This is a genomic window from Bradyrhizobium murdochi (genome assembly GCF_000472965.1).
GTDB lineage: Bacteria > Pseudomonadota > Alphaproteobacteria > Rhizobiales > Xanthobacteraceae > Bradyrhizobium > Bradyrhizobium murdochi.
Map to the genome: position 1 here is coordinate 63,808 of NZ_AXAU01000017.1, position 15,194 is coordinate 79,001.

Here is a 15,194-nt window from a genome sequence, read left to right on the forward strand (position 1 = left end):
CCGCACCGCCGCGCAAACCGGCACGCAGTGCGGGATAATGAAGCTTGCGCGGTGGCTGGACTCTGGCAACATGGCTCGGCAATATCCGGCGGAAATTGCTGATCAAAAGCGGGGAAATCGGACAAATGTCGGTACGTCAAACTTTGCTTGCAGCGGCCACGGCTGCCATCCTAGCCGTGGCAATGGCGCCGGCATCGGCCCAAAGCCTTCGCTATGCCAATCAGGGTGACCTCAAGTCGCTCGACCCGCACACGCTGAACGAGAGCACCACCCACGCGCATCTCGCACATGTCTTCGAAGGCCTTACCGCTCGCGACAAGGATCTGAAGATCATCCCGGCGCTGGCGGAAAGCTGGGAGACCCCGGAGCCGACCCGCTGGCGGTTCCATCTGCGCAAGGGCGTGAAATTCCACAATGGCGACCCGTTCACCGCAGACGATGTCGTCTTCTCGGCGGATCGTGTCCGCAAGAAGGGCTCAAACCTGCAGACCCGTATTCCCGCCGACGCCAAGGTCGTCAAGGTCGACGACCACACGGTAGATTTCATCCTGACCTCACCAAATCCCATTCTCAATTCGCAATGGGATACCTGGTACATCATGAACAAGAAGTGGGCCGAGACGAACAACGCCGTCGAACCGACGCCTGCTGCCGCCACCACGCCGAGCTTTGCCTCGCTCAATGCCAACGGCACCGGCCCCTTCACCGTCGAGAGTCATCAGCCCGGCGTCAAGACCGTGTACAAGGCTAATCCGAACTGGTGGCGCAAGCCCGAGCATAATCTCAAGGAAATCATCTTCACCCCGATCGGCTCGGACGCCACGCGCGTCGCCGCCCTGCTCTCGGGCGAAGTCGATGTCATCGAGCCGGTTCCAATCCAGGATATCACGCGCGTCGATTCCAGCCCCAATGCCCAGGTACTGAAGGGACCCGAACTCCGCACCATCTTCCTCGGCATGGATCAGGTGCGTGACGAACTGCTCTACTCCAGCATCAAGGGCAAGAACCCGTTCAAGGACATCAAGGTGCGCGAGGCCTTCTTCAAGGCCGTCGATGTCGAACTGATCAAGACCCGCGTCATGCGCGGCCTGGCGACGCCTTCGGCGCTGATGATCGCGCCGCAATTGTTCAAATTGTCCGGCGACTTTACCCGTCCGAAATTCGATCCCGACGGCGCCAAGAAGCTGCTCACCGAAGCCGGCTATCCCGATGGTTTCGAAGTCACGATGGACTGCCCCAACGACCGTTATGTCAACGACGCCGCGATCTGTCAGGCCGTCGTCGGCATGCTCGCGCGCATCGGCGTCAAGGTGACGCTGCTGGCACAGCCCAAGGCGCAGTATTTCGCCAAGGTGCTGAAGCCGGGCGGCTATCAGACCTCGTTCTATCTACTCGGCTGGACACCCGGCACGCTCGACTCCCACAACGTCCTGTATGACATCATGGGCTGCCGTGACGATCCGAAATCCAGCCGCGGCGAGGCCAATCTTGGCGGCTACTGCAACAAGAAGCTCGACGAGCTCACCGACAAGGTGCTGCAGGAATCCGACATGACCAAGCGCGATCTCCTGATCAAGCAAGCGTACGAAGTTGGCGCAAAGGACTTTGGGTACATCCCGCTGCACCAGCAGGCGCTGGCCTGGGGCGTGTCGAAGAAAGTGAAACTGAGCCAGCGCGCCGACAACCAGGTCTTGCTCTACTGGGCGACCAAGCAGGATTAGTCAGGCACGACACGGGTCCCGGTGGCTCTAGCAGCTTCCGGGACCTTTCGTTTCCAGGCGACAGCGACGTTCGCCGCCGCACCAAGAGAGCAGTGAAAGGAATACATGCTCGCTTTCACTCTTCGCCGCGCAATCCAGGCCATTGGCGTCATGATCGCAGTCGGCGTGATCGCGTTCTCGATGTTCCGTTTCGCCGGCGATCCCGTCAACCAGATCGTCTCATTGGACACGCCGGCCGCCGAACGCGAGGCGGTCCGCAAGTCGCTCGGGCTCGACGATCCCGTGCCGGTGCAATTCGCACGCTATTTCGCCAATGCCGCGCAATTCAAGTTCGGGGTCTCCTATCAGTTCCGTCAGCCGGTTTCGAACCTGTTGATGGAACGAATGCCGGCGACGCTGGAGCTGGCCGCCTGCGCCACCGTTCTCGCCATGGTGTTCGGCATCCTGATGGGGGTCTATTCGGCGCTGCGGCGCGATACGATTCTGACAAAGTTCTTCCAGGCGGTGTCGCTGATCGGAATCTCGCTGCCGACCTTCCTGATCGGCATTCTTCTCATCTATCTGTTTTCGGTGACGCTGGGCTGGCTGCCTTCATTCGGCCGCGGCGAGGTGGTGCGGATCGGCTGGTGGACCACCGGCCTGCTCACCCTCTCCGGCCTGAAGGCGCTGATCATGCCATCGATTACGCTGGGCCTGTTCCAGATGACCTTGATCATGCGGCTGGTGCGCGCTGAAATGCTCGAAGTGCTCCGCACCGACTACATCCGCTTCGCCCGCGCCCGCGGCCTGACCACGCGCGCGATCCATTTCGGCCACGCGCTGAAGAACACGCTGGTTCCCGTCATCACCGTCGCCGGGCTGCAGTTTGGCTCGGTAATTGCATTTGCCATCATCACCGAAACCGTCTTCCAGTGGCCGGGTATGGGATTGTTGTTCGTGCAGGCCGTGCAAAATGTCGATATCCCGATCATGGCCGCCTATCTGCTGATGGTGTCGCTGATTTTCGTTACCATCAATCTGGTGGTCGATATCCTCTACACCGTCGTCGATCCGCGCCTGCGCTCGACCATCCGCCGTCCGGCATAAGCGAGACTGATATGTCTGACGCCGTAGTACCACACCGAGTAGAGTCGAGCCCGCAGCGGGCGCGCCCTAACGCGAGCTGGCTGAACCGCGTGCTCGACAGCGACATCTTTTACTCGTTCCGCCGCTCCCGAATGACGATGGTGGCAGCGGCGGTAACGGTCCTGTTCTTCCTGCTGGCGATCTTTGCATCCCAACTCGCCGTGCAAAACCCGTTCGATCCGGCGCAACTGCAGTTGATGAATTCGCGGATCTCGCCGCTGTGGACTGCCGAGGGCCAAAGCCCGTTCCTGCTCGGCACCGATGAACAGGGCCGCGACGTGTTTTCTGCGATCCTTTACGGCTTGCGGATTTCGCTCGTCGTCGGCGTGCTCGGCGTCATCTTCGCCGGCACGCTCGGCATCACGCTTGGCCTCATTGCAGGCTATGTCGGTGGCGCGGTCGACGGGCTGATCATGCGTATCGCCGACGTGCAGCTCACCTTCCCGGCCATTCTGATCGCGCTATTGGTCAACGGCGTCGCCAAATCGGTGTTCAATAACCGGCTCGACGCCGTGAGCACGCTGGCAGTCTTGGTGGTTGCGATCGGCCTCAGTTTCTGGGTGCAGTACGCCCGCACCGTGCGCGGCTCGGTCATGGTCGAGAAGAACAAAGACTATGTCGCGGCCGCCCAACTGATCGGCCTTCCCGCGCCGAAGATCATGCTGCGCCACGTGCTGCCCAACACCATGGGTCCGATCCTGGTGATTGCGACCATCAACCTCGCGCTTGCCATCATCACCGAGGCGACGCTGTCGTTCCTGGGCGCCGGCATGCCCGACACCATGCCCTCGCTCGGCACCCTGATCCGGATCGGCAACAACTATCTGTTTGCCGGCGAGTGGTGGATCGTCGCCTTCCCCGGCATCGCGCTGGCGGGGCTGATCCTTTCCATCAACCTGCTCGGCGACTGGCTGCGCGACGCGCTCAATCCAAAACTCCGATGACCGTTCCCGTCCTCTCCGTGCGTAACCTCGAGGTGGAATTCCTCACCCGCCGCAGCACGCTGCGCGCGATCAACGGCGTTTCGTTCGACATAGCCAAGGGCGAAGTGCTCGGCGTGGTCGGCGAATCCGGCGCCGGCAAATCGGTCACGGGACTGGCCGTGATCGGACTGATCGATCCTCCCGGCCGCATTTCGGGCGGTGAGATCTACCTGTCGGGAACGCGGATCGATCACCTGCCGCCGGAAGAAATCCGCCGTATCCGGGGCAAACGGATCGGGATGATCTTTCAGGATCCGCTGACAAGCCTCAATCCGCTCTACCGGATCGGCGACCAGATCGTCGAAACGATTCGAACCCACTTGAATCTGTCGGAGACCGCCGCGCGCAAGCGCGCCATCGATCTCTTGGCCGAGGTCGGCATCCCCGCGCCGGACAAACGCATCGACGCCTATCCGCACGAATTCTCCGGCGGCATGCGCCAACGCGTCGTGATTGCGCTGGCGATCTGCGCCGAGCCGGAACTGATCATCGCCGACGAGCCGACCACCGCGCTCGACGTCTCCGTGCAGGCGCAGATCATCTCGCTGATCAAGCGCCTCGGGCGCGACCACGGCACGGCGGTGATGCTGGTCACCCACGATATGGGCGTGATCGCCGAGACTTCCGACCGGGTCGCGGTGATGTATTCGGGCCGGATCGCCGAGATCGGCCCGGTGCAGGATGTGGTGCAGAACCCGCTGCACCCCTACGCCAAGGGCTTGATGGGCGCGATCCCGACGCTCGCCGGTGAAGACAAGCGGCTGGTGCAGATACCAGGTTCGATGCCGCGGCTGTCGGCGATCCCGCCAGGCTGCCCATTCAATCCGCGCTGCGCCTTTGTATTCGACCGCTGCCGCGTCGACCGGCCGGAGCCGCTCAAGCACGGTTCGCACGCTGTGGCCTGCCATCTCTTCGACACCGCGCCCCATGAAGCGCCGAAGGAGACCGCGGCATGAGCCCGCCCTTTGTCGATGTGAGGAATTTGCGCCGCGTGTTCGACGTCTCGAAGCCGTGGCTCAACCGCGTGCTGGAAGGCGGCCGTCCGGAATTCCTGAAAGCGGTCGATGGCGTGACGTTCGACATCAGGAAGGGCGAGACTTTTGCTCTCGTCGGGGAATCCGGCTCGGGCAAGACGACCGTGGCGCGGATGGTCGTGGGACTTCTGCCGCCGACTTCGGGCGAAGTCGTCATCGACGGCGTCTCGATGACGAATGCCAGGCAGGCGCAGGCACGGCAGCGGCTGCGCCGCCGCATCCAGATGATTTTTCAGGACCCCTACGCGAGCCTCAATCCCCGCTTCCGGGTCGATGCCATCGTCTCCGAGCCGATCCGCGCCTTCGACCTGATCCAGGGCGAGCGCGATATCCGCCTGCGCGTCGGCGAATTGTTGAATCTCGTGGGCTTGCATCCTGATGACGGCCTGAAATATCCGCATGAATTCTCCGGCGGCCAGCGCCAGCGCATCGCGATTGCACGCGCGCTGGCGTCAGATGCCGAATTTATTGTTTGCGATGAACCGACCTCGGCGCTCGATGTCTCCGTGCAGGCGCAGATCCTCAATCTGATGCGCGACCTGCAGGACAAATTCGGCCTCACCTATCTACTCATCAGCCATAACCTCGCCGTGGTCCGCCACATGGCGACGCGCATCGGCGTGATGTATCTCGGTCGTATTGTTGAAATCGCCGAAGGGCGCGAATTGTTCGCCAATCCGCGGATGCCCTACACCAAAATGCTGCTCGGCGCGGTTCCTGATCTCGCGATGTCCGGCCGGCAGCGCATTCCGGTCAAGGGCGAAATCCCGAATCCGATCGATCCGCCGCCCGGCTGCGCCTTCAACCCGCGCTGTCCGCTCGCCTTCGATCTGTGCCGGCGGCAAACGCCCGAGCTGATCAACGGGGTTGCCTGCCACGCCGTCAACCAACCGGTTGAGGCCAAAGCCTTGGTATGATCACGGGGATGGGTGCAATGCGTGGCATCCCAGCGGTTGGCATCCAGCCTCGCCTGTGGTCAAGTGCGCGCGCTAGAGCATGCTTCAACTGAGTTGAAGCATGCTCGTCGATCATCTTCTTGTTTGAGCATGATCTTTTCGGAAAACCGGTGTCCACTTTTCCGGATCATGCTCTAGGATACCAGCACGGCATTGGATTCCCATGAGCAACATCAATCCCGATCCGTTCACCACAAGGCCGGAAATCGAAGGCACCTTTGGCGTCGTCACGTCGACCCACTGGATCGCGACCGCCGTCGGGATGAGCATTCTGGAAAAAGGCGGCAACGCATTCGATGCCGGCGTTGCCACAGCCTTCACGCTGCAGGTGGTGGAGCCGCATCTGAACGGTCCCGGCGGTGACGTGCCGATCATCGTGCATGACACCAGGCGCGGCCGCACCGAGGTGATCTGCGGCCAGGGTCCGGCGCCTGCGAAGGCAACCATTGCGCACTACAAGAGCGAAGGGCTGGAGATGGTGCCCGGCACCGGGCTCCTCGCGGCGTGCGTGCCCGGCACGTTCGAATCCTGGATGCTGCTCTTGCGCGACTACGGCACGATGCGGCTGCGCGACGTGCTGGAGCCCGCGATCGCCTACGCCCGCGATGGCTACCCGCTGGTCGAGCGCGCTTCCGCAACGATCCAGGTCGTCGAGCAGTTATTCAGGAAGCACTGGACGACATCGGCGGCGGTCTACCTGCCGAACAATGAAGTGCCAAAACCCGGCACGCTGTTCACCAACAAGCAGCTCTCCGAAACCTACGCCCGCATTCTCAAAGAGGCGGAAAGCGCAGGCGGTGACCGCGTCGCACAGATCGAGCGCGCGCGAAAGTCCTGGTCGCAGGGTTTTGTGGCGGAAGCAATCGACAAGTTCTGCCGCACCCAGGACGTGATGGACGTGAGCGGCTCACCGCATCGCGGCGTACTAAGCGCCGACGACATGGCACGTTGGCAGCCGACCGTCGAGGCGCCGCTGACCTATGATTACGGCCGCTACACTGTCTGCAAGCCCGGCGTCTGGAGCCAAGGCCCGGTGATGCTACAGCAACTCGCGCTGCTCAAGGGGTTTGAGCTCGACGGGCTCGATCCGGCCGGGCCCGACTTCATCCATCTGCAGATCGAATGCGCGAAACTCGCCTTCGCTGATCGCGAGAAGTTTTATGGCGACCCGAAATTCACCGACATCCCGATCGCGACGCTGTTGTCGGACGCCTACAATGACGAGCGCCGCAAGCTGATCTCGAGGGATAAGGCCTCACTCGACTTCATCCCGGGTTCGGTCGAGGGCTTCGGTTCGATCGTCAAGCTGCGCCGTGCGGAAGGCCATCGCGAGGCGGTCGGTGCCATGGGCGCGGGCGAGCCGACCGTCGGCCGGTTCGGCGAGGTGCGCGGCGACACCGTGCATTTCGACATCATCGACCAGGCCGGCAACATGGTCTCGGCGACGCCGTCCGGCGGCTGGCTGCAATCCTCGCCGGTCATTCCCGAACTCGGCTTCTGCCTCGGCAGTCGCGCGCAGATGTTCTGGCTGGAGGAAGATCACCCGGCAGCACTTGCGCCCGGCAAACGGCCGCGCACCACGCTCTCGCCCACCATGGCGCTGCGCGACGGCGAGCCCTACATGGCCTGGGGGTCGCCCGGCGGCGACCAGCAGGATCAATGGACCACGCAGTTCTTCCTGCGGCATGTCCACGCCAAACTGAACCTGCAGGAAGCGATCGACGCACCGGCCTGGCACTCCGAACATTTTCCGATCTCGTTCTGGCCGCGCACCGCGCGTCCCGGCGTGCTCGTGCTCGAAAGCCGCGTACCGAACGCGACCGTCGACACATTGAAGAACCGCGGACATGTGGTCGAGATCGGTCCCGAATGGTCGGAAGGCCGCCTCACCGCGGCCTCCAAGATCGGTCGTCGCCGCCGCGCCGCCGCCAATCCGAGGGGCATGCAGGGCTACGCGGCGGGGCGGTAGAGGCGACTTGAGATGACCTGGTCGATCATTGCCCGCGATCCCCAAACCGGCCAGATCGGCATCGCGGTCGCGACCCGATTTTTTGCGGTCGGCGCGCGCGTGCCGCATATCGCGCCCGGCATCGGCGGCATCGCAACGCAGGCGCTGGTCAATCCCTACTACGGCATCGACGGCGTGAAGTTGCTGCGCGAAGGCCGCAGCCCCCGCGAGGTGGTGGACATTCTGCTCGTTACCGACGATGGATACGAAGCCCGCCAACTTCATGTCATGGATATCAAGGGCCGCATCGCAGCGCATACCGGCCGCGAATGCATCGACTGGTGTGGGCATATCCAGGGTGACGGCTTCTCCCTCGCCGGCAACATGCTGGCGGGTGCGGCCGTGCTCGATGACACGGCGAAAGCCTTTGTCGCCAATGCCAGCCTGCCCTTTGCGCAGCGGCTGATCGTAGCGATGAAGGCCGGCGAAGCCGCCGGCGGCGACAAGCGCGGCAAGCAATCGGCGGCGCTGTTGATCCATGGCGAGGAGGAATGGTCAGATCTCGACCTGCGTGTCGACGACCATGCCGATCCGTTGGCCGAACTCGAGCGTCTCGAACAAGTGAGCCGCGAGCGCTGGGTGCATTTCCGCCCCTTCCTGCCGACGCGCACAAATCCGGCGGGGATCACCGACCGCATGGTCATCGATGCCCGCATCGAAGCGGCGACGACGGGCAAGGCATGACCGCGAGCCCGCTGATCGAAATCGAGGGCCTGCGCGTGGTCTTCCACGGCGATGACGGCCGCACCACGCACGCGGTCGACGGTGTCGATCTCAGCGTGGCCAATGGCGCGACGCTTGGCCTCGTCGGCGAATCCGGCTGCGGCAAGAGCGTGACCTCGCTCGCCGTTATGGGATTATTGCCAAGGCGTTCCGCTGAGGTGTCGGGGTCGATCCGTTTCGACGGTTTTGATCTCCTCGACATTCCCGACGATACGCTGCGCGATCTGCGCGGCAATCGGCTCGCGATGATCTTCCAGGAGCCGATGACTTCGCTCAATCCGAGCTTCACCATCGGCGACCAGATCATCGAGACCATCCTGCGCCATCGCGGCGGGTCGCGGCGGCAGGCGCGCGAGCGCGCGATCGAGCTGCTGCGGCGGGTACACATCCCCTCGCCCGAGAAACGTGTCGACGAATATCCGCACAAGCTGTCCGGCGGCATGCGCCAGCGCGTGATGATCGCGATGGCGCTGGCCTGCGACCCGCGCCTCCTGATCGCCGACGAGCCGACCACCGCGCTCGACGTCACGCTGCAGGCGCAGATCCTCGACCTGATGCGCGAGCTGAAGGCCGCCAGCGGCGCCGCGATCATCCTGATCACCCACGATCTCGGCGTGGTCGCCGAAGTCTGCGACGAGGTCGCAGTGATGTATGCCGGCGAGATCGTCGAACGCGCACCGGTCGATGAACTGTTCGCCAGCCCGCAACATCCTTACACCGTCGGCCTGCTCGGCTCGATCCCACGGCTCGGCCGCCGTACCGAACACTTGGCGACGATCGACGGCATGGTGCCGAACATGGCGAACCCGCCCGCCGGCTGCCGCTTCGCCGCGCGCTGTCCGTTCGTCCTGGAAGCCTGCATCGCCGCGCCGCCGCCACTTGCGACGGTGAGCCCCGACCATGCCTCGCGCTGCATCCGCGCGCCGCTGGAGCGGCTGGTATCATGACCGCGCTGCCCTCCGCTCTCGCTCCCCGGGCGCAGTGCAGCGCAAGCGAAGCGCAGCGGTGCACTGCTGAACCGGGGACCACCTGTAGTCCCACACGACATAGGTCCCGGTTCTGCAGCGCACGGCCAAGAGACGCTGCGCTGCGCCACGTACGGTGCCGACGATGACGGCGCTGCTCGAAGTCGAAGGCCTGGTAAAGCATTTCGTCGCCACGCGGTCGGTATTCGGCCGCCCCACCGCCTACGTAAAAGCGGTCGACGGCGTCAGCTTCACGGTCGAGGCAGGCAAGACGCTGGCGCTGGTCGGTGAATCCGGTTGCGGCAAGTCCACCGTCAGCCGGCTGGTGCTGCGGCTGATCGAGCCGGATGCGGGCAACGTTCGCTTTGAGGGCCGCGACCTCGGCGCGCTCGGCGCCAACGAATTGCGCGCCTTCCGCCGCGATGCGCAGATCATTTTCCAGGATCCTTATGCGTCGCTCAACCCGCGCATGACGGTGAGCCAGATTCTGAGCGAGCCGCTGGCGCTGCACGATCTGGTGCCGGCCCCGCGCCGCCGCGAACGGGTCGAAGAGCTGTTGCGGCTGGTCGGGCTCGAGCCGCGCTTTGCCCGCCGCTACCCACACGAATTTTCCGGGGGCCAGCGCCAGCGCATCGCGATTGCGCGGGCGCTGGCGGTAGAGCCGAACTGATCATCTGCGACGAGCCGGTCTCCGCGCTCGACGTCTCGATCCGCTCGCAAATCCTCAATCTGCTGCGCGATCTGCAGGACCGACTCGGCCTCGCCTACATCTTCGTCTCGCACGATCTGGCGGTCGTGAAGCACATCGCCGACCGCGTCGCCGTGATGAACCTCGGCGGTATCGTCGAGACGGCGGACGCCGAAGCGCTGTTCGCCGCGCCCCGACATCCCTATAGCCGTGCGCTACTGTCGGCGATTCCCGTACCCAAACCGCAGGCGCGGCGCGGCCGCATCGTGCTGGAAGGCGAGATGCCGAGCGCGCTCAATCCGCCCTCCGGCTGCCGCTTTCATACCCGCTGCCCTTATGTCATCGAGCGCTGCCGCACCGAAATTCCGCCCCTGCTCGCCGACAGCACGGGACACGCGACGGCGTGCCACCGCACGGCCGAATTGCCGTCACCCGGGGCCATCGTTCCCGCCGATGGCGGATTTTCGCCGGTGCTGGAAAAATTGGTCGCCGCCTTCAGCGGTGGCACGGAAGGTGCAGGTCGCGTCGGGGTTGATGTATCAGGGACACGGCCAGGTGCGGTGTAATCGTGGATAAGGGGATGGCAGCATGAAAATCTTTCGTTTGGCAATCACCGCGGCGGCGCTGCTGCTGTCGCTTCCGGCAACCGTTCAGGCCCAGACCACGCTGCGGATCGGACTTGCCGAGGACCCTGACATCCTCGACCCGACCATGGCCCGCACTTATGTCGGCCGCATCGTGTTCGCATCGTTCTGCGACAAGCTGTTCGACATCGACGACAAGCTCAATATCGTGCCGCAACTCGCGCTGAGCCACGAGACCTCGGCCGACGGCAAGGAAGTCACCATCAAGCTCCGGCCCGGCGTCAAGTTTCACGATGGCGAGGCCTTCAATGCGGAGGCCGCGAAGTTTTCGCTGGAGCGCCACCTGACGATGCAAGGCTCGTTCCGCAAACCGGAACTGGCAGCCGTCGATCGTGTCGACGTCGTCGATCCCCTCACCATCAAGCTGGCATTGAAGGCGCCCTATTCCCCGCTGGTCGCGCAGCTCACCGATCGCGCCGGGATGATGGTATCGCCTAAGGCCGCCAAAGAGGCCGTCGACAAATTCGGCCTGCGTCCGGTTTGCGCCGGTCCCTACAAATTCGTCGAGCGCGTGCAGCAGGACCGCATGGTGTTCGAGAAATTCGCCGACTATTGGAACAAGGACAATATCCATATCGATCGCATCGTCTATCTGCCCTTGGTGGACGCGACCGTCCGCCTGGCCAATTTGAAATCCGGCGGGCTCGACCTGATCGAACGCGTGCTCGCGACGGACCTCAAGGAAGTGCAGGCGGACTCGAAGCTGAAATTGTCCAGCGCGATCGAGCTCGGCTATCAGGGCGTGACGCTGAACGTCGGCAAGGACAAGGCCAAGGGGCCACTCAGCCAGTCCGCCAAGGTGCGGCAGGCGCTCGATCTCTCGCTCGACCGCGACGCGATCAGCCAGGTGGTGTCCAACGGCGAGTTCAAGCCTGGAAATCAGTGGATCAACCCGGATCATCCCTACTACCAGAAAGCCTTTCCGATACCGAAGCGCGACGTCGCCAAGGCCAAGGCGCTGTTGAAGGAAGCCGGCGTCACGCCACCGGTCAGCGTGGATTTCATGGTCTCGAAGGGCGCGGAAACCGAAGCGGCGGCTCAGGTGATCCAGGCGATGGCGGCGGAGAGCGGCTTCGACATGAAGCTTAGGGTCACCGAGTTCGCGACGTCGTTGAAGCAGGCCGAGGCCGGAGAATACCAGGCCTTTCTTCTGGCCTGGAGCGGTCGGATCGACCCGGACGGCAACTCCTATGTCTTCCAGAAGAGCGACGCGCCGCAGAACTACAGCGCCTGGTCCAACAAGGAGGCCGACAAGGCGCTCGATGACGGCCGCCTCGTCACCGATCAGGCGCAGCGCAAGGCGATTTACGAAAAGCTGGCCAAGATCGTGCTGGAGGAGAAGCCGCTGCTTTACATCTACCACCGCCGCATCCTGATCGCGCATACGACGAAGCTCGAAGGCTACAAGCAGATGCCGGACGGGCTGGTGCGCGTGGTCGGGCTGAGGCTGAAGTGAGGCGCGCCTACACGCTCTCGTGTCCCGGACGCGGTGCAGCGCGGCAGCGCTGCTCCGCAGAGCCGGGACCCATCGATCCGACGTTCCCGATCTCAACGAGGTGGGTCCCGGTTCTGCAGCGCAGCGTTGCACGCCGCGCTGCGCCCGGGACACGGATAGTGCCATGCTGAATTTCCTCGCCCGGCGGATCGTCCAGCTCATCCCGACGCTGTTCTTCGTCTCGATCCTGATCTTCTCGCTGCAGCAATTGCTGCCGGGCGATCCGGCGCTGGTGATGGCCGGAGAGGAACGCGATCCTGATGTGATCGCGCAGATCCGGGAGCAGTACCGGCTCGATCAGCCGGTGCCGGTGCAATATGTCTACTGGGTGAAGGGCGTGCTGTCCGGCGATTTCGGCGAGTCGCTTCGCAACAAGGTGCCGGTGCGCGAACTGATCGCTCAGAAGCTACCGGTGACGATGCAGCTTGCGTCGATGGCGATCGTGATCGCTTTCCTGATCGGCATTCCGGCCGGAATCATCTCGGCTGTCAAGAAAGGCACGGCCTGGGACTATGGCGCCAATTTCTTTGCGCTATGGGGGATCTCGACGCCGAATTTCTGGCTCGGCATCATGCTGATCTTCCTGTTCTCGATCCAGCTCGGCTGGCTGCCGGCATCGGGCTATGTGCCGCTGACCGAAAACTGGCGCGCCAGCATCGCCTCCACCATCATGCCGGCCTTCGTGCTCGGCAACGCGATCGCCGCGATCCTGATGCGGCATACCCGCAGCGCCATGCTGCAGGTGCTGGAAAGCGATTATGTCCGCACCGCCCGCGCCAAAGGGCTTCTCGAGCGCTCGGTCATTCTCAAGCATGCCATGCGCAACGCGCTGACGCCGGTGATCACGCTCGGCGCGCTAGAGCTGGGCACGCTGTTGTCGGGCGCGGTATTGACGGAGCAGATTTTCTCGATTCCCGGTTTCGGCAAGCTGATCGTCGACGCGGTCTTCAACCGCGATTATGCCGTCGTGCAAGGCGTCGTGCTGACGACGGCAACGATCTACATCACGCTCAATCTCATTGCCGACATCGCCTATGTCCTCGTCAATCCGCGGCTGCGGGCTTAAAGCCATGGCCGACACCACACTCAATGCGTTGCCGGTTGCCGCCTCCGACGAGCTGGAGAGCCCGGCGCGCCGCGCGCTGCGTCGGCTGTTCAAGCGCAAGGGCGCGGTGGCCGGGCTTGTCGTGATCGCAACCTTCATGTTGCTCGCGCTATTTGCGCCGCTGATCTCGCCCTATGAGCCGATCGCGACAAGTTGGTCGCTGGTGCGCAAGCCGCCGTCCGCGCTGCACTGGTTCGGCACCGACGAGCTCGGCCGGGACATTCTCGCCCGGGTGATCTACGGCGCGCGGGCTTCGCTTCTGGCCGGCGCCATCTCGGTCGGGATCGCGCTGTCGATCGGCGTGCCGCTCGGCCTCCTGTCGGGCTATCGCGGCGGCTTCATCGATGCCCTGATCAGCCGCATCACGGATGCGATGCTGGCCTGCCCGTTCCTGATCCTGGCGATTGCGCTCGCGGCATTCTTAGGGCCCAGCCTCGGCAACGCCATGATCGCGATCGGCATCTCGGCAACGCCAATCTTCGTGCGGCTGACCCGCGGCCAGGTGATGAGCGTCAAGGTCGAGGATTATGTCGAGGCCGCGCGCGCCATGGGCAATCCGCGCTGGCGCATCGCGCTGTTTCACATTTTACCGAACATCATGCCGGCGCTATTGGTGCAGGCGACGCTGTCGATAGCTGCTGCCATCATCGCCGAAGCCGCGCTGTCGTTCCTCGGCCTCGGCCAGCAGCCGCCCGCCCCGTCCTGGGGCAGCATGCTCAATGCCGCACAGCGCTTCCTGACCAATGCGCCGTGGATGGCGGTCTGGCCGGGACTGGCGATCTTTCTCGTGGTGCTGTCGTTCAATCTGGTCGGTGATGGCCTGCGCGACGCGCTCGATCCGAGGGAGAGGTAGTTAAGACCCTCATGGTGAGGAGGCGCCAACGGGTCCGCGCGAAGCGCGGCCCGATGACAGGCTCCGCGCCGTCTCGAACCATGCGGCCCCACTGTGGCCTCATCCTTCGAGACGCCGCTACGCGGCTCCTCAGGATGAGGGTCTAGATAACCAACTCCCGCATCACCCTTCGGCAATCCATCTCGTATTCCAGATCAATCACCGGCGGCCGGGCAAAATGCCAGGTCAAACCCGAACGCGCGGCGCCGCGGCGAACCAGCGCATCGGCAAAGACGTGATGGAAATCGTGGATGGTGTAGGTCTGCACATTTGTCGCGTCTCTCCAGCCGAACCCGAACTCGCCCATGCGCCGCTCCATCACGCCGGCGACGTAGCGGATCTTCTCCGCAATTCCCTCGGGGCTGACGTCGCGGTAACGCACGGTGCGTTCGGCATAGCTTGCATTGCCCTCCTGCGACTCGCCGCTGCCCGCAATCACGAAGCTCGGCGCCGTGCTTTGGCTCGGCCGCGTGAATGAAAAGGCGTAGAATGACGGTTCGGCCGGCGGATCGATCTCCGGGCAGACATTGCTGCGCGCCACCGGATTGGTCGTGCCGTCATAGATGCCCCATTCGCCGAGCGTCTTGACGTAATGCAGGTTGAAATTGCGGAATCCCTCGTCGGTGAATGCCGCCGGCGAGCGCAATTCACAGGCGCAGAACGACGTCAGCGGCCTGCCCGCCGCCTCGATGTACCTTGCGATCCGCGCAAAGCCTTCGGCCAGCGGCAGCCATTTGTCGAAACGCACCCGCTCGATCTCAAATCCGGGATTGGCTGCGACACCGCCCGAATACTGGAACACGGCGGGAATGAAGCGGTAGTTGCCGGCGGGAAAGTCGCTTGTCATGTTGCCTC

12 protein-coding genes and 1 pseudogene are annotated in these 15,194 nt (G+C 63.7%); 12 read left to right on the forward strand and 1 reads right to left on the reverse strand.

What is annotated here, in order from left to right; translation table 11 throughout:
• The first annotated feature begins 125 nt into the window (after positions 1 to 125).
• The 12 genes and pseudogenes from YUO_RS0127020 (at position 126) to YUO_RS0127075 (ending at position 14,300) form a co-directional block, all read left to right on the forward strand.
• Positions 126 to 1,721 carry an ABC transporter substrate-binding protein gene (locus YUO_RS0127020; RefSeq protein WP_028350074.1) on the forward strand — a complete coding sequence of 532 codons (1,596 nt, stop codon included), beginning with the start codon at positions 126 to 128 and terminating at the stop codon, positions 1,719 to 1,721.
• A 105-nt stretch (positions 1,722 to 1,826) separates the two neighbouring features.
• Positions 1,827 to 2,807, forward strand: coding sequence for an ABC transporter permease (locus tag YUO_RS0127025; RefSeq protein WP_028350075.1), 981 nt, complete (start codon positions 1,827 to 1,829; stop codon positions 2,805 to 2,807).
• A gap of 11 nt (positions 2,808 to 2,818) precedes the next feature.
• Complete coding sequence (locus YUO_RS0127030) at positions 2,819 to 3,790, forward strand: ABC transporter permease (protein WP_028350076.1); 972 nt, start codon at positions 2,819 to 2,821, stop codon at positions 3,788 to 3,790.
• The gene (locus YUO_RS0127035) at positions 3,787 to 4,785 is read left to right on the forward strand and encodes an ABC transporter ATP-binding protein (RefSeq protein WP_028350077.1); all 999 of its coding nucleotides are present in this window, start codon (positions 3,787 to 3,789) and stop codon (positions 4,783 to 4,785) included. The genes YUO_RS0127030 and YUO_RS0127035 overlap by 4 nt, the downstream gene beginning before the upstream one ends.
• A complete protein-coding gene (locus YUO_RS0127040; RefSeq protein WP_028350078.1) occupies positions 4,782 to 5,780 on the forward strand; it encodes an ABC transporter ATP-binding protein in 999 nt (332 codons plus the stop codon). The genes YUO_RS0127035 and YUO_RS0127040 overlap by 4 nt, the downstream gene beginning before the upstream one ends.
• A 202-nt stretch (positions 5,781 to 5,982) precedes the next feature.
• A complete protein-coding gene (locus YUO_RS0127045) occupies positions 5,983 to 7,788 on the forward strand; it encodes a gamma-glutamyltransferase family protein (protein ID WP_028350079.1) in 1,806 nt (601 codons plus the stop codon).
• Positions 7,789 to 7,800: 12 nt separating this feature from the next.
• Entirely contained in the window at positions 7,801 to 8,511 is a 711-nt protein-coding gene (locus tag YUO_RS0127050) for a DUF1028 domain-containing protein (RefSeq protein WP_028350080.1), read from the forward strand.
• Entirely contained in the window at positions 8,508 to 9,497 is a 990-nt protein-coding gene (locus YUO_RS0127055) for an ABC transporter ATP-binding protein (protein ID WP_028350081.1), read from the forward strand. Before YUO_RS0127050 ends, YUO_RS0127055 begins: the two co-directional genes overlap by 4 nt.
• Before the next feature lie 163 nt (positions 9,498 to 9,660).
• Positions 9,661 to 10,769: pseudogene (locus tag YUO_RS41865) on the forward strand (ABC transporter ATP-binding protein).
• Between the two features lie 22 nt (positions 10,770 to 10,791).
• A complete protein-coding gene (locus tag YUO_RS0127065) occupies positions 10,792 to 12,303 on the forward strand; it encodes an ABC transporter substrate-binding protein (protein ID WP_028350082.1) in 1,512 nt (503 codons plus the stop codon).
• A 163-nt stretch (positions 12,304 to 12,466) separates the two neighbouring features.
• Entirely contained in the window at positions 12,467 to 13,408 is a 942-nt protein-coding gene (locus YUO_RS0127070; RefSeq protein WP_028350083.1) for an ABC transporter permease, read from the forward strand.
• 4 nt (positions 13,409 to 13,412) lie between these two features.
• On the forward strand, positions 13,413 to 14,300 hold the full coding sequence (locus tag YUO_RS0127075; protein WP_028350084.1) for an ABC transporter permease: 888 nt from the start codon (positions 13,413 to 13,415) through the stop codon (positions 14,298 to 14,300).
• A 142-nt stretch (positions 14,301 to 14,442) separates the two neighbouring features.
• Here YUO_RS0127075 and cnbZ read toward each other — a convergent pair whose 3' ends face one another.
• Entirely contained in the window at positions 14,443 to 15,186 is a 744-nt protein-coding gene (cnbZ, locus tag YUO_RS0127080; protein ID WP_028350085.1) for a 2-amino-5-chloromuconate deaminase CnbZ, read from the reverse strand.
• Between the last annotated feature and the right edge of the window lie 8 nt (positions 15,187 to 15,194).

Excerpts from the sequence above, each read along its gene's own strand:
- YUO_RS0127020 (WP_028350074.1), top strand. The coding sequence starts at position 126 with ATGTCGGTACGTCAAACTTTGCTTGCAGCGGCCACGGCTGCCATCCTA.
- YUO_RS0127025 (WP_028350075.1), top strand. The coding sequence starts at position 1,827 with ATGCTCGCTTTCACTCTTCGCCGCGCAATCCAGGCCATTGGCGTCATG.
- YUO_RS0127030 (WP_028350076.1), top strand. The coding sequence starts at position 2,819 with ATGTCTGACGCCGTAGTACCACACCGAGTAGAGTCGAGCCCGCAGCGG.
- YUO_RS0127035 (WP_028350077.1), top strand. The coding sequence starts at position 3,787 with ATGACCGTTCCCGTCCTCTCCGTGCGTAACCTCGAGGTGGAATTCCTC.
- YUO_RS0127040 (WP_028350078.1), top strand. The coding sequence starts at position 4,782 with ATGAGCCCGCCCTTTGTCGATGTGAGGAATTTGCGCCGCGTGTTCGAC.
- YUO_RS0127045 (WP_028350079.1), top strand. The coding sequence starts at position 5,983 with ATGAGCAACATCAATCCCGATCCGTTCACCACAAGGCCGGAAATCGAA.
- YUO_RS0127050 (WP_028350080.1), top strand. The coding sequence starts at position 7,801 with ATGACCTGGTCGATCATTGCCCGCGATCCCCAAACCGGCCAGATCGGC.
- YUO_RS0127055 (WP_028350081.1), top strand. The coding sequence starts at position 8,508 with ATGACCGCGAGCCCGCTGATCGAAATCGAGGGCCTGCGCGTGGTCTTC.
- YUO_RS0127065 (WP_028350082.1), top strand. The coding sequence starts at position 10,792 with ATGAAAATCTTTCGTTTGGCAATCACCGCGGCGGCGCTGCTGCTGTCG.
- YUO_RS0127070 (WP_028350083.1), top strand. The coding sequence starts at position 12,467 with ATGCTGAATTTCCTCGCCCGGCGGATCGTCCAGCTCATCCCGACGCTG.
- YUO_RS0127075 (WP_028350084.1), top strand. The coding sequence starts at position 13,413 with ATGGCCGACACCACACTCAATGCGTTGCCGGTTGCCGCCTCCGACGAG.
- cnbZ (WP_028350085.1), bottom strand. The coding sequence starts at position 15,186 with ATGACAAGCGACTTTCCCGCCGGCAACTACCGCTTCATTCCCGCCGTG.